This is a genomic window from Mycobacterium sp. TKK-01-0059 (assembly GCF_000709305.1).
Classification (GTDB): domain Bacteria; phylum Actinomycetota; class Actinomycetes; order Mycobacteriales; family Mycobacteriaceae; genus Mycobacterium; species Mycobacterium intracellulare.
This window is the reverse complement of the sequence record NZ_KL446995.1, coordinates 563,923-581,631: the sequence shown is the minus strand read 5'-3', so window position 1 is coordinate 581,631 and position 17,709 is coordinate 563,923. Positions and strand designations below refer to the sequence as shown.

17 protein-coding genes are annotated in these 17,709 nt (G+C 70.5%); 12 read left to right on the top strand and 5 right to left on the bottom strand.

Annotated features, from left to right (window positions below; all coding sequences use genetic code 11):
* Window positions 1-89 precede the first annotated feature (89 nt).
* Together K883_RS24535 and K883_RS24530 are read left to right on the top strand one after the other, a co-directional pair.
* A complete protein-coding gene (locus K883_RS24535; protein WP_020822996.1) occupies window positions 90-521 on the top strand; it encodes a nitroreductase family deazaflavin-dependent oxidoreductase in 432 nt (143 codons plus the stop codon).
* Between the two features lie 3 nt (window positions 522-524).
* Window positions 525-1,592: an FUSC family protein gene (locus K883_RS24530; protein WP_020822995.1), complete on the top strand. Its 1,068-nt coding sequence runs from the start codon at window positions 525-527 to the stop codon at window positions 1,590-1,592.
* A 3-nt stretch (window positions 1,593-1,595) separates the two neighbouring features.
* On the opposite strand, the gene K883_RS24525 is transcribed toward K883_RS24530, so the two are convergent.
* Window positions 1,596-1,985 carry an MmcQ/YjbR family DNA-binding protein gene (locus K883_RS24525; RefSeq protein WP_008258269.1) on the bottom strand — a complete coding sequence of 130 codons (390 nt, stop codon included), beginning with the start codon at window positions 1,983-1,985 and terminating at the stop codon, window positions 1,596-1,598.
* Between the two features lie 98 nt (window positions 1,986-2,083).
* Between K883_RS24525 and K883_RS24520 the strand changes: the two genes are divergently transcribed.
* From K883_RS24520 to K883_RS24510, 3 genes are read left to right on the top strand one after another with little or no spacing between them, the layout of a single operon-like run.
* Window positions 2,084-3,025, top strand: a complete 942-nt coding sequence (locus K883_RS24520) for a transglutaminase family protein (protein ID WP_020822994.1) — start codon at window positions 2,084-2,086, stop codon at window positions 3,023-3,025.
* Window positions 3,018-4,073 carry a zinc-binding metallopeptidase family protein gene (locus K883_RS24515; RefSeq protein ID WP_036456103.1) on the top strand — a complete coding sequence of 352 codons (1,056 nt, stop codon included), beginning with the start codon at window positions 3,018-3,020 and terminating at the stop codon, window positions 4,071-4,073. The genes K883_RS24520 and K883_RS24515 overlap by 8 nt, the downstream gene beginning before the upstream one ends.
* 14 nt (window positions 4,074-4,087) lie before the next feature.
* On the top strand, window positions 4,088-4,759 hold the full coding sequence (locus K883_RS24510; protein ID WP_225336858.1) for a DUF6629 family protein: 672 nt from the start codon (window positions 4,088-4,090) through the stop codon (window positions 4,757-4,759).
* Here K883_RS24510 and K883_RS24505 read toward each other — a convergent pair.
* Window positions 4,756-7,407 (bottom strand): circularly permuted type 2 ATP-grasp protein, encoded by a 2,652-nt coding sequence (locus K883_RS24505; protein ID WP_036456101.1) that lies wholly within the window; start codon window positions 7,405-7,407, stop codon window positions 4,756-4,758. The two genes, K883_RS24510 and K883_RS24505, sit on opposite strands and share 4 nt — an antisense overlap.
* 66 nt (window positions 7,408-7,473) lie before the next feature.
* A complete protein-coding gene (locus K883_RS24500; protein WP_036456100.1) occupies window positions 7,474-8,412 on the bottom strand; it encodes a membrane protein in 939 nt (312 codons plus the stop codon).
* A gap of 119 nt (window positions 8,413-8,531) precedes the next feature.
* Here K883_RS24500 and K883_RS24495 point away from each other — a divergent pair, with 119 nt between their 5' ends.
* On the top strand, window positions 8,532-9,896 hold the full coding sequence (locus K883_RS24495) for a replication-associated recombination protein A (protein WP_036456098.1): 1,365 nt from the start codon (window positions 8,532-8,534) through the stop codon (window positions 9,894-9,896).
* Window positions 9,893-10,228, top strand: coding sequence for a hypothetical protein (locus K883_RS24490; RefSeq protein WP_009955916.1), 336 nt, complete (start codon window positions 9,893-9,895; stop codon window positions 10,226-10,228). The genes K883_RS24495 and K883_RS24490 overlap by 4 nt, the downstream gene beginning before the upstream one ends.
* Window positions 10,229-10,239: 11 nt before the next feature.
* Here K883_RS24490 and K883_RS24485 read toward each other — a convergent pair whose 3' ends face one another.
* Together K883_RS24485 and K883_RS24480 are read right to left on the bottom strand one after the other, a co-directional pair.
* Entirely contained in the window at window positions 10,240-10,863 is a 624-nt protein-coding gene (locus K883_RS24485) for a hypothetical protein (RefSeq protein ID WP_036456096.1), read from the bottom strand.
* 152 nt (window positions 10,864-11,015) lie between these two features.
* Window positions 11,016-11,636 carry a putative quinol monooxygenase gene (locus K883_RS24480; protein ID WP_014382843.1) on the bottom strand — a complete coding sequence of 207 codons (621 nt, stop codon included), beginning with the start codon at window positions 11,634-11,636 and terminating at the stop codon, window positions 11,016-11,018.
* Window positions 11,637-11,800: 164 nt separating this feature from the next.
* Here K883_RS24480 and K883_RS24475 point away from each other — a divergent pair, with 164 nt between their 5' ends.
* The 5 genes from K883_RS24475 to K883_RS24455 all read left to right on the top strand — a co-directional run bounded on the left by K883_RS24475 (window position 11,801) and on the right by K883_RS24455 (window position 17,705).
* Window positions 11,801-12,190, top strand: a complete 390-nt coding sequence (locus tag K883_RS24475; RefSeq protein WP_008258256.1) for a secondary thiamine-phosphate synthase enzyme YjbQ — start codon at window positions 11,801-11,803, stop codon at window positions 12,188-12,190.
* A 131-nt stretch (window positions 12,191-12,321) separates the two neighbouring features.
* Window positions 12,322-15,033, top strand: coding sequence for an alanine--tRNA ligase (gene alaS, locus K883_RS24470; RefSeq protein WP_036456093.1), 2,712 nt, complete (start codon window positions 12,322-12,324; stop codon window positions 15,031-15,033).
* Entirely contained in the window at window positions 15,034-15,546 is a 513-nt protein-coding gene (ruvX, locus tag K883_RS24465) for a Holliday junction resolvase RuvX (RefSeq protein ID WP_008258252.1), read from the top strand. It begins immediately after the preceding gene.
* Window positions 15,539-16,783, top strand: a complete 1,245-nt coding sequence (gene mltG / locus K883_RS24460; RefSeq protein WP_036456201.1) for an endolytic transglycosylase MltG — start codon at window positions 15,539-15,541, stop codon at window positions 16,781-16,783. Before ruvX ends, mltG begins: the two co-directional genes overlap by 8 nt.
* Window positions 16,761-17,705: a shikimate dehydrogenase gene (locus K883_RS24455; protein WP_369798932.1), complete on the top strand. Its 945-nt coding sequence runs from the start codon at window positions 16,761-16,763 to the stop codon at window positions 17,703-17,705. The genes mltG and K883_RS24455 overlap by 23 nt, the downstream gene beginning before the upstream one ends.
* Window positions 17,706-17,709 lie beyond the last annotated feature (4 nt).

The window sequence follows — 17,709 nt, the reverse complement described above, 5'->3', positions numbered from 1 at the left end:
ATGCAGCGCGAAGCAATGAGGAGGAGCGGCGCCAATGACTCGAGCGCCGGCGACGATGCAGCGCGAAGCAATGAGGAGGAGCGGCGCCAATGACTGAGTTCCCGGACACCGCCACGATCAACGCCTTCAACCGGGCCATCGCCGACGAATTCCGCGCCAACGGCGGCAAGGTCGGCGGCCAGTTCGAGGGCGCCAACCTGCTGCTGCTGCACACGACCGGCGCCAAGTCCGGCCAGCCCCGGGTGTCCCCGCTGGCGTACTTCGACATCGACGGCAAGCTCATCGTCATCGGCTCGTTCGCCGGGGCCCCGGTCAGCCCGGCGTGGGTGCACAATCTGCGGGCCAACCCGAGCGCCCGCGTCGAGGTCGGAACGGACGCGTTCGACGTGACCGCGCGCGAGCTGCCGACCGACGAGCGTGACGATCTCTTCGACAAGGTCACCGCCGCGGCGCCCGGGTTCGCCGAGTACCAGGCCAAGACCAGCAGGGTGATTCCGCTGTTCGAGTTAATCCGGACCTAGCCGGTGGGCGCTTCGCGGCCGGCGGTGCCCTCGAGGGTCCTCGCCGCCGCGCGCGCGGGCGGCAAGCGGTTGCGCGCGGTCTGGTTCAACCTGGTGCAGACGTCGGTGGCCGCGGGCGTGTCCTGGTACCTGACGCACGATGTCCTCGGCCACCCGCAACCGTTCTTCGCGCCGATCGCCGCCGCGGTGTCGTTGTCGACCAGCAACGTGCTCCGCGCGCAACGCGCCATCCAGATGATGATCGGGGTGACCCTCGGCATCGGGCTGGGTTCGGCGGTCCAGGGGCTGCTCGGGCCCGGCGCGGTGCCCATCGCGATCGCGGCGTTCATCGCGCTCGGCGCCGCGGTGTTCATCGGGGGCGGCTTCATCGGGCACGGGATGATGTTCGCGAACCAGACCATCGTGTCGGCGATCCTGGTGCTGGCCCTTTACCACGGCGGCGTCGGGCTGGAACGCATCTTCGACGCGCTGATCGGCGGCGCGGTGGCGATCGTCTTCGCCGTGCTGCTGTTTCCCGCCGACCCGCTGGCGCTGCTGCGCGGCGCGCGCGTCGGCGTGCTGGCGGTGCTGCACGACGTCTTGGCGCGCGCCGCCGACGTCGCCGCCGGGCGCAAAGCCGCCGCGCCCGACTGGCCGCTGACGGCCGTCGACCGGGTGCACGAACAGCTCAGTGGCCTGCTCGAGGCGCGCACCACCGCCCGCCACGTCGTCACCATCGCCCCGCGCCGATGGGGCCTGCGCGACGCCGTGCGCGCCGCCGATCACCAGGCCGTGCACGTGGCCCTGCTGGCCGGCTCGGTGCTGCAGCTGGCGCGCGCCGTCGCCCCCGCCTCGGACGTCGGCCCCGAGCCCCCGGCCCCGCACGTGCACACGGTGCTGGTCGTGCTCGCCGCCGCGACCGCGCTCGCCGACCGCGACGCCGCCGGCGCCTGCGCATACACCGCGTCGGCCCGCCATCACGCGTCGCGGTTGCCGTCGGGCGCCGGCGCGAAAACCCAGGCGATCCTCGCCGACGCCGTCGGCGCCTGCATCGACGACCTGCAACGGGTCATCGACCTCAGGCCCGTGTGAGCCTCACCGCGAGTCGGCCAAGAACTCCTGCACCAACTTCCGCGGCGCCTGCGTCAGCCACGCCTCGGTGATCAGCTCCTGGAGGTCGCGCACCGAGATCTCGGCCAGGTTGACCAGCACGGCGGGGTAGCCGTCGAAATGCGGAGTGGTGAAGTAGGTTTGCGGCTCGTCGTCGATCAGCGCGAACTTGACCCCCTCGTCGGACACCCGAACGCCGAGGATGTCGCCGCGCGGCGGCTCCGGGCCGTTGCGGGCCAGGGCCTCGCGTTCCGAGGGCCGCAGCGGCCGCTCCCAGGCCAGCAATTTCTTGCCGACCCGCCAGTCGTGCGGCGACGGCTCGGAGGTGAGGGCCAGCTCGCCGACGATGCGGGCGACCTCGTCCCAGGTGGCCACTCCTCGATTGTGCTCCCGTTTCCGCCCCGTTGCCGTCATATCGGCAAACCGCCGCCGCCGGCAGTCCGTAGCGGCGCGGTGTGTGATGTGATCAGCCTGTGTCTGAAGTTGACGCCGGGGCGGCCCGCCGGCATCGAGTCACCCACCGCACCGAATACCGCTACTCCGACGTCGTGACCAGCTCGTACGGCCGCGGGTTTTTGACCCCGCGCGACTCGCTGCGGCAGCGCCGCGTCGCCCATCGGCTGATCATCGAGCCCGCCCCCGCCGACAGCTCCACCAGCACGGACACCTACGGGAACATCAGCTCCTACTTCCACGTGACCGAGCCGCACAGCATCTTGAAGGTGGTCAGCGATTCGGTCGTCGACGTCTATCCGCCGGCGCCGGGCCTGTATGCCGCCGGGGCGGCCGTGCAGCCGTGGGAGGACGCCCGGCCGGCGGGACGGATCGGGGCGCTGGCCGCCGAGTTCACCCTGGACCTGGATCCGCCCGAGATCACCGACGAGGTCCGCGAGTACGCGGCGCCCAGCTTCACGCCCGGACGCCCGCTGATCGAGGTGCTGCGGGATCTGGCGTCCCGGATCTTCACCGACTTCACCTACCGGTCGGGGTCGACGACGATTTCCACCGGCGTCGCCGAGGTTCTGGCGGCCCGGGAGGGGGTATGTCAAGACTTTGCCAGGCTGGCGATCGCCTGCCTGCGCGCCAACGGTTTGGCGGCCAGTTACGTGTCCGGCTACCTAGCCACCGACCCGCCGCCCGGAAAGGATCGGATGATCGGCATCGACGCCACGCACGCCTGGGCCGCGGTGTGGACTCCGCAGGACCCCGGCCAATTCGAGTGGCTGGGACTCGATCCCACCAACGACCAGATGATCGACGAGCGCTACATCGTGGTGGGCCGCGGCCGCGACTACGCGGATGTCCCGCCGCTGCGCGGCATCATCTACACCGACTCGCAGCACAGCGTGATCGACGTCGCCGTCGACGTGGTGCCCTATTCAGACCCCATCGAAGGCGACTTCTCGCATGCGTGACTTCACCTGCCCCAACTGTGGCCAGCGCCTGACGTTCGAGAACTCGACGTGCCTGAATTGTGGCAGCGCGCTGGGCTTTTCACTCGAGCAGATGGCGTTGCTGGTGATCTCCGACGGCGAGGCCACCGAGCACGCCGGCGTCGTGCCCGCCAGCGAGTACCAGCTGTGCGCGAATCTTCAGGTGGCCGAATGCAATTGGCTGGTGCCGGTCAACACCCCGCGATTGCTGTGCGCGTCGTGCGCGCTGACCGCCGAACGGCCCAACGACGCCGACACCGTCGGGCTGGCCGAGTTCGCCCGGGCCGAGGCGGCCAAACGACGGCTGATCGCCGAGCTGCACGAGCTGAAGCTGCCGATCGTCGGGCGGGACAAGGATCCCGACTACGGGCTGGCCTTCCGGCTGCTGTCCAGCGCACACGAAAACGTGATGACCGGGCACCAGAACGGGGTCATCACAATCGATTTGGCCGAGGGTGACGACGTGCACCGCGAGCAGCTGCGGGTCGAGATGGACGAACCGTACCGGACCCTGCTGGGCCACTTCCGCCACGAGATCGGGCATTACTACTACTACCGGTTGATCGCCCCGTACCGCGACCGCCTGGAGCGGTTCACCGAGCTCTTCGGCGACCCCGACGCCGACTACCAGGCGGCGCTCGACCGCCACTACAGCGAGGGCGCGCCCGAGGGTTGGCAGGACCACTTCGTGTCGTCCTACGCCACCATGCATGCGAGCGAGGATTGGGCCGAGACGTTCGCCCACTACCTGCACATCCGGGACGCGCTGGACACCTCGGCGTGGTGCGGGCTGGCGGCGGCGTCGGCCACCTTCGACCGGCCCGCGCTGGGGCCCAGCGCATTTCAGACGATCATCGACATGTGGCTGCCGTTGTCATGGTCACTGAACATGGTGAACCGGTCGATGGGGCACGACGACCTGTACCCGTTCGTGCTGCCGGCCGCGGTGCTGGAGAAGATGAAGTTCATCCACACCGTCGTCGACGAGGCAACGTCGGAGTCCCGGGGACCCGCGTCCGTGGCGGGCTGACGATGTGCTTCTCGATGACGGCGGATCTGGTGGTGGGCGCCGCCCTCGTGCCGGTCGCCGTGGCAACCCTGCGCGAGGTGAAGCACTGGCGCGAACTGCCTTTCGCCTTGCTGCCGACGGTTTTCTCGGCCCACCAGTTCATCGAGGCGGCCGTCTGGCCCAACCACGTTGTCCCCCCGGCGATGGCCCACCTGGCGATGCTCGCCTATGTGTTCATCGCGCTGCCGCTGTTGCCCGCGCTGGTTCCGTTGGCGATCCTGATGCTGGAACCGCGCGGCGCCCGGCTGCGGGTCGCGCCTTTCGCGGTGCTGGGCACCGTGGTGGCGGTCTATCTGGCCGTCGTTGTGCTCACCGAACCGGTCACCGTGGCGAAGTGCCCTCATACGCTGCAGTATCAGACCGCCGTGCAGCACGGTTACGTGTGGGCGGTGCTCTACGTCATCGCCGTCATCGGGCCCGCCGTGTTGTCGGGCTATCGCTCGATCGTGGTGTTCGGGATAGCGAACCTGGTGGGGCTGATCGTGGTCGCCGTCCTCTACACGCAGGCGTTCGCGTCCCTGTGGTGCATCTACGCCGCGACGCTGTCGGTCCTGGCGCTGGTGCACATGGTGCGGCGCCGGCGACTGCCCGATCCCCACCGCTACCACGGCGTCGCCACGGATCGGGTGACGTCGTCGACCGGTTAGGCGGGCATCACGCGGCGCACGTCGGGACCCCAAAGTGGTTGCATCCCACCGGGTAAGGCCAGCTGCGTGGTGGTGATGACGTCGGCCAGGTTGCGCAGCTCGGCGTGGACCGCGCCGAGCAGGTCCGCCAACTCGGCGCGCCGCCCGTCGTCGCCGACCCGTTCCAGCGCCGCGGGATGGGATCGGCGCAGCAGGGTGCCGATCTCGTCCACCAGACGTTCCGGGCGCGACGACCCCGACGAGCCGGGCAGGTCCCCGAGATCGGCGCGCAGCCGGTCCAATTGGTACAGCAGCGATCTCGGGTTCTGCGCGTCGAACAGCATCAGCTCGACCATGGCGGAGACGCTGACCTTGCCCGCGGTGCGGCGCCGGTAGATGACCGAGGACTCGCACGCCACCAGGGTGGATTCGATGACGGTCTGTTCGGCGGCGGCGCCGCGCACCACGGTCAGGGTCGCCCGCAGCAACGCGGTCAGCCACAGGCCGCGTTCGATGCGCTTGCCGATGTCCATCATCGTCCAGCCCACGTCGCGCACCATCGACTCGGCGGCCACCCCCGACAGGGTCAGCATCCCGGCCAGCGTCTGGGCCTGCGCCCGGCTCAGCGCGGCGTCGGCCTCGGCGAGCGAGTCCGGCGGCTCGCTGTCGAGGGCCAGCGCGCGCTCCACCGCGGCCAGCACCATCCACGTGTCGTTGGACATCTGGTCGCGCACCGCGCGGGCGGCCAGCGCCAGGCCTTCCACCGACTGCACCAACGAGCCGGGGCGGTGCGGGTCGACGGTGAGCGACCACAGCGTCGAGGGGGCGACGGCGATCATCTCGGCGTGGTCGCCGCCGCCGTCGGCCGCGGTGTCGGTCCCGGTGATGCGGCCCAGCGCGGCCATCAGCACCGGCACGCACTCGCTTTCCTCGCTGTGCTGGTGGTGCCGGTACACGTGGAACCTGTCGCGGGCGACGATGAGCAACCGCGCCATACTTTCGGCGCGCTCGCCGTAGCGGCCGATCCAGAAGAGGTCGGACAGCACGCGCGGGGAACTGACGGCCCACGTGCCCGCGGCCGTCTTCGCCGGCGGTTCCACGCTCGGCGGGCTGACCGCCTCGGCCCGCGCCCGCTCGGTGGGACGGACCCAGACATCCTTTGCCGCAACGGTTTTCAGCGTGTAGGCGGCGTCCCCGGGCGCCAGCACGTAGCCGATGCCGCCGATCATCGGCGCGTAGCCGCCCCGCTGGGCGACGGTGAACAAGCGGATGCCGACGCCCGCCGACGACAACGCACCGGCGTGATCGGTGGGTGCTGACGAGAACTGCGGCAGCTCCTGGCCGACCCACTGCCACGGCGCGGCCTCGATCTGGGCCGCCAACCGCGTCAGCTGCGGAGACGACAGCGCCGGTCCGACAAGGGTTTTCGCGCCGACCGTCGACCTCACCAGCAGGGACGGCAGGTTCGCCAGCAAGTGCGAACGCTCGGAGGCGATGCCGCCCCAGTAGGCCGGCGGGCTGGGCAGCAGCAGGGTCTCCGACAGCAGGTGCTCGGCCATGGCGGGCAGGAAACGCTGCAGCCCAGGGTTTTCCAGGACCCCGCTGCCCAGCGTGTTGACGGCGGTCACCGTGCCGCGGTGTTGCGCCTCCACCAGACCGGCCACCCCGAGGCGCGAATCGGCGCGCAGATCCAGCGGGTCCGTGTAGTCGGCGTCGACCCGGCGCAGCACCACGTCGACGCGCTTCAGGGTGCCCAGCGAGCGCATCCACAACATGCCCTCGCGCACCACCAGGTCCGCGCTCTCGACCAGGGCGAAGCCCAGCAGGGTGGCCAGATAGGCCTGGTCGAAAGCGGTTTCGGAGTAGATGCCCGGGGACAGGACCACCACCACCGGGTCCTGGGCATCGTCGGGTGCCGCGTCGATCAGCGCCAGCCGCAGCGCCTGGGCGAACGGCGTGGTCGGCCGCGGCGCGATGCGTTCGTAGAGGTCGGGAACGGCGTGCGCGACCACGCGCCGGTCGGCCAGCGCGTAGCCGGCCCCCGAGGGCGCCTGGGTCCGGTCGCCGTTGACGACGAAGGCGCCGTCGGGACGCCGGCTGACGTCACAGGCGTGCATGAAAAGCTGATGGCGCCCGGGGATCTCGATGCCGTTGGCGGCACGCACGTAGCCGGGGTGGGCGAACAGCAGCTCAGGCGGCAGGACACCGTCGGTGAGCAGGCTGCGCGGCCCGTACAGGTCGGCGAGCACGGCGTCGAGCACCCGGGACCGCTGCAGCAGCCCCGCCTCGAGCACCTCCCAGTCGGCCGCGGACAGCACGAGCGGCAGCGTGTCCAGCTGCCAGGGCCTCGGCTCCTGGCCACGGCCGCCGGGCACGACGTCGGTGTAGGTGATGCCGTCGTTGTCGATCAGCCCGCGCACCACCGAGCGCAGCCGGTCCAGCCCCGCGCGGCCGCGCTCCGCGATCGCGTCGGCGACCTCGGCCCACGCCGGGCGCACGTGGCCGTCGGGGTCGACGAATTCGTCGTAGCCGCTCGCCGGGCCGCGTCGCAGATCGAAGAGCGCTTGCTGGGCGCGGGCGGCCCGGTAGCCGGCCAGCAACCGGTCCGCGTCGTAGCGGCCGCCGGCCGGGGCTGCACCGGTGCCGAATGTCATGTCCGCAAACGCCATTACTGCTGCACGGTACGCACGCGGCGCAAGCCTCCGATGCCCGGCGCGCCGAATTCGCGCCGAGTGTTACGCCGGTGCCGGACCCGGCGGCGGCCCGGGCTGGTAACCCGCCTGCTGCGGCGCGACCACCTGCCCGCCAGAGAACTTGCGGTAGGCGTAGATCCCGATCAGGGAGGCGACCGGGGCCGCCACCAACAGCCCGACCCCGCACGCGAGCGCGCCCACCACGAACAGCGCCACCTCGACCAGCCACACCAGCAGGGCGTTGCCGAAGTTTGCGGTGACGGTGGAGAAGCTGGAGGTCAGCGCCTTGATGGGCTGCTCCGATCGATCGATGGCGAACGGGATCGTGAACTGGGCGAAAATGCCCAGGATCAGGCCCGGCAAGAAGCACAGCGCCGAGGCGATCGAGGTGAGGATGCCGACCAGCAGCGCGGCCAGGAACACCATGCCGAAGTTGCGCGGCTTGAAGAACGAACCGACGGTCACCGGGCGCCCGTCGGCCAGATCCAGGCAGCCGGACAGGAAGGCGGCTTGGGCGAACGCGCCCACCAGGTAGGCGACGAGGTAGCCGAGGATGAGCAGCGTCATCCCGCCGCCGTTGAGGTTCGCCGTGAAGGTGAAGTAGTCGTCGTCGGGGCCGGTCGTCGTCGTGCCCACGCTTTGGCTCAGGCCGACCAGGGCCGAGGCGACGCCGATCAGGATCCCGTACACCAAGGCCGGAACGATCAGTGCCACAGGGTTTTTGGAGAAGGCGTTCCAGGCCCAGCCGAACGCGTCACCGATGCTGAAGGCCGGCGCGGGCGGGCCGCCGTACCCGGGCGGGGGGCCGTAGCCGGGCGGCGGCCCGTAGCCCGGGGGAGGCGCGCCATATCCGGGGGGCGGGCCGTAACCCGGGGGTGGCGGGGGAGGCGCGCCGTAACCGGGCGGTGGCGGGTAGCCGGGGGGATTCTGGCCCCCGCCCTGAGGGTCCGGCGGGCCTGGATATTCGGGGGGTTGGCTCATGTCCGTCCTTGCTGTCCTGGGAGGAACGCGCGCTGAACTTGGCAAACGCCGAACTTAGCAAAGATGCGGCCGGTGCGCGCGGATCGCCGGGGCCGCAGCGGACGTCCGTCCCTCGTGGTATGCCTGAATCCGTGTCCGACAGTCTGTTTGACCTGCCCGGCGCGCCGCAGCCAGACGATCACGGCTTGGGCGCGTCGAGCGGCTCGCCGCTGGCCGTCCGCATGCGCCCGGCGTCGCTGGACGAGGTGGTCGGGCAGGACCACCTGCTGGCGCCCGGCTCGCCCCTGCGCCGCCTCGTCGAGGGCTCCGGCGTGGCGTCGGCCATCCTGTACGGGCCGCCGGGCAGCGGCAAGACCACGCTGGCCGCGCTGATCTCACAGGCGACCGGGCGCCGGTTCGAGGCGCTGTCGGCGTTGTCGGCCGGTGTGAAAGACGTTCGGGCGGTGATAGATAAGGCCCGAACCGCGCTCCTCCATGGCGAGCAGACGGTGCTGTTCATCGACGAGGTGCACCGGTTCTCCAAGACCCAGCAGGACGCGCTGTTGTCGGCCGTGGAGAACCGGGTGGTCCTGCTGGTGGCGGCGACCACGGAGAACCCGTCCTTCTCGGTGGTGGCGCCGCTGCTGTCCCGCTCGCTGATCCTGCAGTTGCGGCCGCTGAGCGCCGACGACATCCGCACCGTCGTGCAGCGCGCGATCGACGACCCACGCGGCCTGGGCGGGCAGGTCGCGGTCGCGCCCGACGCCGTCGACCTCCTGGTGCGGCTGGCCGCCGGTGACGCCCGCCGCGCGCTGACGGCGCTGGAGGTCGCCGCCGAGGCGGTGCCGCCCGACGGCGAGCTGACCGTCACCGCCATCGAGCAGTCCCTCGACGAAGCCGCCGTGCGTTACGACCGCGACGGCGACCAGCACTACGACGTCATCAGCGCGTTCATCAAGTCGGTGCGCGGCTCGGACGTCGACGCCGCGCTGCACTACCTGGCCCGCATGCTCGTCGCGGGGGAGGACCCACGGTTCGTCGCGCGCCGGCTGATGATCCTGGCCAGCGAGGACATCGGCATGGCCGACCCGACCGCGCTGCAGGTCGCGGTCGCGGCCGCGCAGACGGTCGCGCTGATCGGCATGCCCGAGGCGCAACTGACCTTGGCGCACTGCACGATTCACCTGGCCACCGCGCCGAAATCCAACGCCGTCACCACCGCGCTGGGCGCGGCGATGGCCGACATCAGGGCCGGCAAGGCCGGCCTCGTGCCGCCCCACCTGCGCGACGGACACTATTCGGGGGCGGAGGCCTTGGGCAATGCGCAGGGCTACAAATACTCCCATGACCAGCCGGATGGTGTTGCGGCGCAACAATATCCGCCCGACGAGCTGGTGGGCGTCGACTACTACCGGCCCACCGCCCGAGGCTTCGAGCGCGACATGGCGGGCCGGCTGGAGCGGCTGCGCGCGATCATCCGCCGGAAGCGGGGTGACAAGGGATGAAAACCTTCAGCGACGAGGAGATGGGCCAACTGCTGCCCACCGCCAAGCAATACAGCGTCGTCATCCTCAAGCGCGGCCCGAGGTTCGGGGACGAGTCGTCAGCGCAGATCATCTGGGAGCACGGCCGGCGCAACTTCGGACTGCGCGACGACGGCGTGCTCGCGGTGGTACTGCCGGTCACCGACGAGTCCGACGTCTGCGGCATCGGCGTTTTCGCCGCGACCGTCGACGAGACCGCCGCCATCATGGCCGACGACCCGGGGGTCGCGGCGGGGGTGTTCGTCTACCAGGTGCACGCCTGCCGCGGATTTCCCGGGGACGCGCTGCCTTGACCCGCGCGCGCTCAGACCAGCTCGGGCACCCGAAGGTGGGCGATCGCCAGCTCGAATTCCCCGACGTCGATCACCTCGGCCCCCAGCTCGCGCACCCGCCGGCTGCGCAGCTCGGTGGCGCGGTCGCGGTTGCGGGCCATGGCGTCCATCGAGTCGAACGTCGAGCAGGTCACCGCCCGGCGGCAGCTGGGGTGGTCGACCAGCAGGCTGGCGCTGCAGAACCCGTCCAGGTTCTCCATCTCGGGCAGCACCGCCATCCGGTAGAAGTCCAGGGATCTGCTCAGCTGGTCCGGCACCACCTTGAGCCAGGTGGCGCGCACGCACGCGCCGTGACGGGAGGGGTGGTCGCGGTGCAGCAGGGCGATGTCCCATTCCTCCACCCGGGCGCTGCCGTCGAACATCAGCGCGGCCCGGTCACGGATGGGCGCGACCCGCTCGGCGCTGCCGCGCATCGCCTCCACCGTCTCCCACGAACTGGTGGCGATGCAGGTGCCGGACTGCCGGTCGACCAACAGCGACAACCCCAACCACCCGTCGATCTCCTTGAGGGCGGGCATGACGACGTCGCGAACATGCGCAATTCCGATGTCGACCGAAAGGGGTTGCGCCTGGATGGTGGTAGAGCGTGCGTACACGGTCGACCCCTTCTCTGTCGGGGCGGCACCCCGGTGGCGCCACCGGTCCCACCAGTTACCTTCCTCCTGCCGGCAACTCGCCGCAATGCTTTCGGGACGCGGATCGGCGACCGGCCGAATGCCTGGTTCGGCCGGTCCACCGCCCCTCTCGATCAGACCAGCTCGGGCACTCGCAGGTGCGCCAGCGCCAGCTCGAACTCGCATTCGTCGAGCTCCTCGGCGCGCGCCTCTTGCATCGAAGAGCTCTTTAGCGCGGTTGCCTGTTCCCTGTTCCGCTCCATCGCGTCGATGCTGTCGAACGTCGCCGAGGACACGCCACGCCCGGAGGCGCGGTCGATCAGCAGGCTCGCACTGCAGAACCCGTCGAGGCCCTCGAGCTGGGGCAGGACGGACGACTTGTAGTACTCGATGCCTTGGTCCATGGTCTCCGGCGGCACCATGACCCACGTCGCCCGCACACCCGCGCCGTCGGGCGCGTGGTGGTCGCGATGCAGCACCGCGATCTCCCACTGCTCGACGTCCGTCGTGCCCCCGAACATTTCCGCCGCCCGATCGCGTATTCCCGTCACGGCTTCACCGCTGGCGCGCATGGCTTCGTCGCTCTCCCAGGCGCTGGTGGCAATGCACCGGCCGGAGCGACGGTCGACCAAAAGGGATACTCCGATGCAGCCCGGCATGCCTTGCAGCGCGGGCATGACCTCATCGCGAACATGCGCTATCCCGGCGTCGATCGACGAGGGTTGCGCCTGAATTGTGGTAGAGCGTGCGTACACGATCCACCCCCTCTTTGTTCGGGGCAGCGCCCCGGTGGCGCCACCGGTCATGAACCACCTTCCTCCTGCGGGTTACGCGCCGCAATGCCCAAATGTGGTCGCGCTCACAAACGATTGGCTGGTCGCGACGCGGGCGCCGTAGGCTGGTTCGGATGCATACCGATGTGCTGGACGTGGACACCTCCCGCCGCCGCATCGTCGATCTCACCGAGGCGGTGCGCGGCTTCTGCTGGTCGCGCGGGGACGGTCTGTGCAACGTGTTCATCCCGCACGCCACGGCGGGGGTGGCCATCATCGAGACGGGCGCCGGCTCCGACGACGACCTGGTCGACACGCTGGAGCGGCTGCTGCCGCGCGACGACCGTTACCGGCACGCGCACGGCTCCGAGGGGCACGGCGCCGACCACGTGATGCCCGCGCTCGTCGCGCCGTCGGTGACGGTTCCGGTCTCCGGCGGGGAGCCGATGCTGGGCACCTGGCAGAGCATCGTGCTGGTCGACCTGAACCGCGACAACCCGCAACGCTCGGTCCGGCTGAGCTTTTTGGAGGGTTAGCGGCCCGGTAGCCGACGCCACCGAGCAGGTACTGTGAGCGGTCGAAATGCGTCGTTAGACGGGCTTCCCATACCCCGGCGAATAGGCTGGGAACAAGACGTCGAAGTAAGAGAAAGAAGCGGACTCCGAAAGTGCAGACACACGAGATCAGGAAACGGTTTCTTGATCATTTCGTGAAGGCGGGTCACACCGAGGTGCCGAGCGCATCGGTGATCCTCGACGACCCCAACCTGCTGTTCGTCAACGCGGGCATGGTCCAGTTCGTGCCCTACTTCCTGGGCGCGCGCACACCGGAGTACCCGACCGCCACCAGCATCCAGAAGTGCATCCGCACCCCCGACATCGACGAGGTCGGGATCACCACCCGGCACAACACGTTCTTCCAGATGGCCGGCAACTTCTCGTTCGGCGACTACTTCAAGCGCCGCGCCATCGAACTGGCGTGGACCCTGCTGACCAACAGCGTCGAGCAGGGCGGCTACGGCCTGGATCCCGAACGCATCTGGGCAACGGTCTATTTCGACGACGACGAGGCCGTGCAGCTGTGGAAGGAGATCGCCGGGCTGCCCGACGAGCGCATCCAGCGCCGCGGCATGGCCGACAACTACTGGTCGATGGGCATCCCCGGGCCGTGCGGCCCGTCCTCGGAGATCTATTACGACCGGGGACCCGAATTCGGCGTCGAGGGCGGCCCGATCGCCAACGAGGACCGCTACATCGAGATCTGGAACCTCGTGTTCATGCAGAACGAGCGCGGGGAGGGGACCGGCAAGGAGGACTTCGAGATCCTCGGGCCGTTGCCCCGCAAGAACATTGACACCGGCATGGGTGTGGAGCGGGTCGCGTTCATCCTGCAGGGCGTGCACAACGTCTACGAGACCGACCTGTTGCGCCCGGTCATCGACGCCGTGGCCGCGCGGGCCCCGCGCGGATACGACGCCGGCAACCACGACGACGACGTGCGCTACCGGGTCATCGCCGACCACAGCCGCACCGCGGCCATCCTGATCGGCGACGGCGTCACGCCGGGCAACGACGGCCGCGGCTACGTGCTGCGCCGGCTGCTGCGCCGGGTGATCCGCTCGGCCAAGCTGCTCGACATCGAGGGCCCCATCGTCGGCGACCTGATGGCCACCGTGCGCGACGCGATGGGCCCGTCGTATCCCGAACTCGTCGCCGACTTCGACCGGATCAGGCGCATCGCCGTCGCCGAGGAAACCGCGTTCAACCGCACGCTGGCGGCGGGATCCAAACTGTTCGACGAAGTCGCCGGCACCACCAAAGCCTCGGGCGCAAAGGCGATTTCGGGTTCGGACGCCTTCACCCTGCACGACACCTACGGGTTCCCGATCGAGCTCACGCTGGAGATGGCGTCCGAGGCCGGCCTGCAGGTGGACGAGGTCGGGTTCCGGGAGCTGATGGCCGAACAGCGCCGCCGCGCCAAGGCCGACGCCGCCGCCCGCAAGCACGCGCACGCGGACCTGAGCGCGTACCGCGAACTGGTCGACGCCGGACCCACCGAATTCACCGGCTTCGACGAATTGACGTCCGAGGCAAAGATTTTGGGCATCTTCGTCGACGGTAAGCGGGTGCCGGTGGTCACGCACGGCACCGAGGGGGTCGACCGCGTCGAACTCGTGCTGGACCGCACCCCGCTCTACGCCGAGGCCGGCGGCCAGATCGCCGACGAGGGCACCATCAGCGGGACGGGCGCCAGCGGGAGCGCCCGCGCCGCGGTCACCGACGTGCAGAAGATCGCCAAAACCCTGTGGGTGCACCGGGTCAACGTCGAGTCCGGGGAATTCGTGGAGGGCGACACCGTCATCGCGGCCGTCGACCCGCAATGGCGGCGGGGCGCCACCCAGGGCCACTCGGGAACCCACATGGTGCACGCGGCCCTGCGACAAGTGCTGGGCCCCAACGCCGTTCAGGCCGGATCGCTGAACCGGCCGGGCTACCTGCGCTTCGACTTCAACTGGCAGGGCGCCCTGTCCGACGAACAGCGCACCCAGATCGAAGAGGTGACCAACCAGGCCGTGCAGGCCGACTTCGAGGTGCACACGTTCACCGAGCAACTCGAAAAGGCCAAGGCCATGGGGGCGATCGCGATGTTCGGCGAACGCTATCCCGACGAGGTGCGGGTGGTGGAGATCGGCGGGCCATTCTCGCTGGAGCTGTGCGGCGGGACCCACGTGCACAACTCCGCGCAGATCGGGCCGGTGACGATCCTGGGCGAATCCTCGGTCGGCTCCGGGGTGCGGCGGGTCGAGGCCTACGTCGGGCTGGAGTCCTTCCGGCACCTGGCCAAGGAACGCGCGCTGATGGCCGGGCTGGCGTCGTCGCTCAAAGTGCCGTCCGACGAGGTGCCCGCCCGGGTGGCCAACCTGGTGGAGCGGCTCAAGGCGGCGGAGAAGGAGCTCGAGCGCGCCCGGCTGGCCGGCGCGAAGGCCGCCGCCACCGACGCCGCGGCCCGCGCGGAGCGCATCGGTAACGTCCGGGTGGTGGCGCAACGGATGACCGGCGGGATGACGGCGGGCGATCTGCGCTCCCTGGTCGGTGACATCCGCGGCAAGCTGGGCGGCGATCCCGCGGTGGTCGCGCTGATCACGGACAACTCAGCCGGCGACGGCGGAAGCGTGCCGTATGCGGTCGCGGCCAATCCGGCCGCCCAGGACCTCGGGCTTCGCGCCAACGACCTGGTCAAGAAGCTGGCCGCGGCGGTCGACGGCCGCGGCGGCGGAAAGGCCGACCTGGCGCAGGGCTCCGGCAAGGACCCGACCGGCATCGACGCCGCCCTCGCCGCAATCCGCTCGGAGATCACCGCGATAGCGCGGGTCGGTTGAGTGGTTTCCGCACAGCACCGCGCGCCCGACCGGCCCGGCGATCCTGACCAGGACCCCGGGCGGGGCCGGCGGCTCGGCGTCGACGTGGGCAGCGTGCGCATCGGCGTGGCCTGCAGCGACCCCGACGCCATCCTGGCCACCCCGGTGGAAACCGTGCGCCGCGACCGCTCCGGCAAACACCTGCGCCGGCTGGCGGCGCTGGCCGCCGAGCTCGAGGCCGTCGAGGTGGTCGTCGGGCTGCCGCGCACGCTGGCCGACCGCACCGGTCCCTCGGCGATCGACGCGATCGAGCTGGCGGACGCGCTGGCCGACCGCGTCGCACCCACGCCCGTGCGGCTGGCCGACGAGCGGCTGACCACGGTGAGCGCGCAGCGATCGCTGCGCGCGGCCGGGGTGCGGGCCAAGGAGCAGCGTGCGGTGATCGATCAGGCGGCGGCGGTGGCCATCCTGCAGAGTTGGCTGGATCAGCGCCGCGCGACCCTGACCGGGCCCGGGGAGCGTGCCGATGGTTGACAGCGCACGGCGTGAACGCGCCGAACCCGAGGCCGTGGGTCCGCCCCGGCGCAGGTCGAGCCGCACCGCCCGCAATCGGGCGGAGCGGGGCCGCCGGCGCCGGCGCGCCGCCCTGCGCACCGCGCTGGCGCTGGTGGCGGTCATCGTGGTGGCGGGCGTTTTCGCCGGCGGCAAGCTGTGGCACGCCGTGTTCGGGCCCGGTGACGACTACACCGGAAACGGCAAGCGCGACATCGTGATTCAGATCAAGGACGGCGACTCGACCACCATGGTCGGGGAGACGCTGCAGAACGAGCACGTGATCAAGACCGTCCGCGCCTTCGTCAACGCCGCGCACGGCAACAGCAAGATCTCCTCGATCCAGCCCGGCTTCTACCGCATGCGCACCGAGATCCCGGCCGCCAACGCCGTCACGCGGCTGGCCGACCCCGACAGCCGGGTGGGCCGGCTGGTCATCCCGGAGGGCCGGCAGCTCGACGACACCACCGACATGAAGACCAACGTGGTCAACCCCGGCATCTTCACCCTGATCTCGCGGGCCACCTGCGTGGATTTCGACGGGAGTAAGCGGTGCGTCTCCGTGGAGGACCTGCGCGCGGCCGCCACCAACAGTTCTCCCTTGGCGTTGGCGGTGCCGCCCTGGGCCACCGAACCCGTCGGTGAGCTCGGCAAGGACCACCGCCGCATCGAGGGGCTGATCGCGCCGGGGACCTTCAACGTCGATCCGTCCGCGCCGCCCGAGACCATCCTGTCGAACCTGATCGGCGCCGGGGCGGTGGAGTACATGAAGTCCGGGCTGGTCGACACCGCCCAGGCCATGGGCCTGTCGCCCTACGACATCCTGGTGGTGGCGTCGCTGGTGCAGCAGGAGGCCAGGTCGCAAGACTTCGCGAAGGTCGCCCGCGTCATCTACAACCGGCTGCACGCCCACCACACGCTGGAGTTCGATTCGACCGTCAACTACCCGCTGGACCGCCGGGAGGTGGCCACCACCGACGGCGACCGGGCCGAGAAGACGCCGTGGAACACCTACGTGTCCCAGGGCCTGCCGGCCACCGCGATCTGTTCGCCCGGTGTCGACGCGCTCAACGCCGCCGAGCACCCCGAGCCCGGCGACTGGTTGTACTTCGTCACCATCGACGGCCAGGGGACGACGCTGTTCACCAAGGATTATCAGCAGCACCTGGCCAACATCGAGCTGGCTAAGCACAACGGTGTCCTCGATTCCGCCCGCTGACGGCGATCGCAAGCGCGGCGAAGCCGGGCGCAGCGGGTCGCCGTCCGACCAAGCTGACGGCGATCGCAAGCGCGGCGAAGCCGGGCGCAGCGGGTCGCCGTCCGGCCAAGCTGACGGCGCACCCCGGAAGGCGGCGGTCCTCGGCAAACCCATCGCCCACTCGAAATCCCCGCAGCTGCACCTGGCCGCCTACCGCGCGCTGGGCCTGACCGGCTGGACCTACGAGCGCATCGAATGCGACGCCGACCAGCTGCCCGGGGTGGTCGGCGGGCTCGGCCCCGACTGGGTCGGGGTGTCGGTGACCATGCCGGGCAAGTTCGCCGCCCTGGCGTTCGCCGACGAGCGCACCGAGCGTGCCGAGCGGGTGGGGTCGGCGAACACCCTGGTGCGCACCCCGGCGGGCTGGCGGGCCGACAACACCGACATCGACGGGGTGGCGGGCGCGCTCGGGTCGACGGCCTCTGGATGGGCGCTGGTCTGTGGATCGGGCGGCACCGCGCCGGCGGCCGTCGCCGGCCTGGCGCAACTGGGCGTCGGCGGCATCACCGTCGTGGCCCGCAATCCCGGCAAGGCGGCCCGGCTGGTGGAGCTGGGACACGCGATGGGCGTCGCCACGCGGTTCTGCGACCTCGACGGCGGCGGGCTGGCCGACGAGGTCGCTTCCGCCGACGTGCTGGTCAGCACCATTCCCGCGGACGTGGCCGCCCGCTATGCCGGCACGTTGGCCGGCATCGGTGTGCTGCTCGACGCCGTCTACGACCCGTGGCCGACGCCGCTGGCCGCCGCGGTGAGCGCCGCGGGGGGCCGGGTGATCAGCGGCGTGCAGATGCTGCTGCACCAGGCCTTCGCGCAGGTCGAACAGTTCACCGGGCTGCCGGCGCCCCGCGAGGCCATGGCTTGCGCCCTGGAGGCATCGGATTAGCCTG

What these genes read in the sequence shown, in the direction of transcription:
- K883_RS24505 (WP_036456101.1), bottom strand. Translation starts at nt 7,407, where the DNA reads ATGGCGTTTGCGGACATGACATTCGGCACCGGTGCAGCCCCGGCCGGC.
- K883_RS24500 (WP_036456100.1), bottom strand. Translation starts at nt 8,412, where the DNA reads ATGAGCCAACCCCCCGAATATCCAGGCCCGCCGGACCCTCAGGGCGGG.
- K883_RS24490 (WP_009955916.1), top strand. Translation starts at nt 9,893, where the DNA reads ATGAAAACCTTCAGCGACGAGGAGATGGGCCAACTGCTGCCCACCGCC.
- mltG (WP_036456201.1), top strand. Translation starts at nt 15,539, where the DNA reads ATGGTTGACAGCGCACGGCGTGAACGCGCCGAACCCGAGGCCGTGGGT.
- K883_RS24510 (WP_225336858.1), top strand. Translation starts at nt 4,088, where the DNA reads ATGACGGCGGATCTGGTGGTGGGCGCCGCCCTCGTGCCGGTCGCCGTG.
- K883_RS24495 (WP_036456098.1), top strand. Translation starts at nt 8,532, where the DNA reads ATGCCTGAATCCGTGTCCGACAGTCTGTTTGACCTGCCCGGCGCGCCG.
- K883_RS24535 (WP_020822996.1), top strand. Translation starts at nt 90, where the DNA reads ATGACTGAGTTCCCGGACACCGCCACGATCAACGCCTTCAACCGGGCC.
- K883_RS24515 (WP_036456103.1), top strand. Translation starts at nt 3,018, where the DNA reads ATGCGTGACTTCACCTGCCCCAACTGTGGCCAGCGCCTGACGTTCGAG.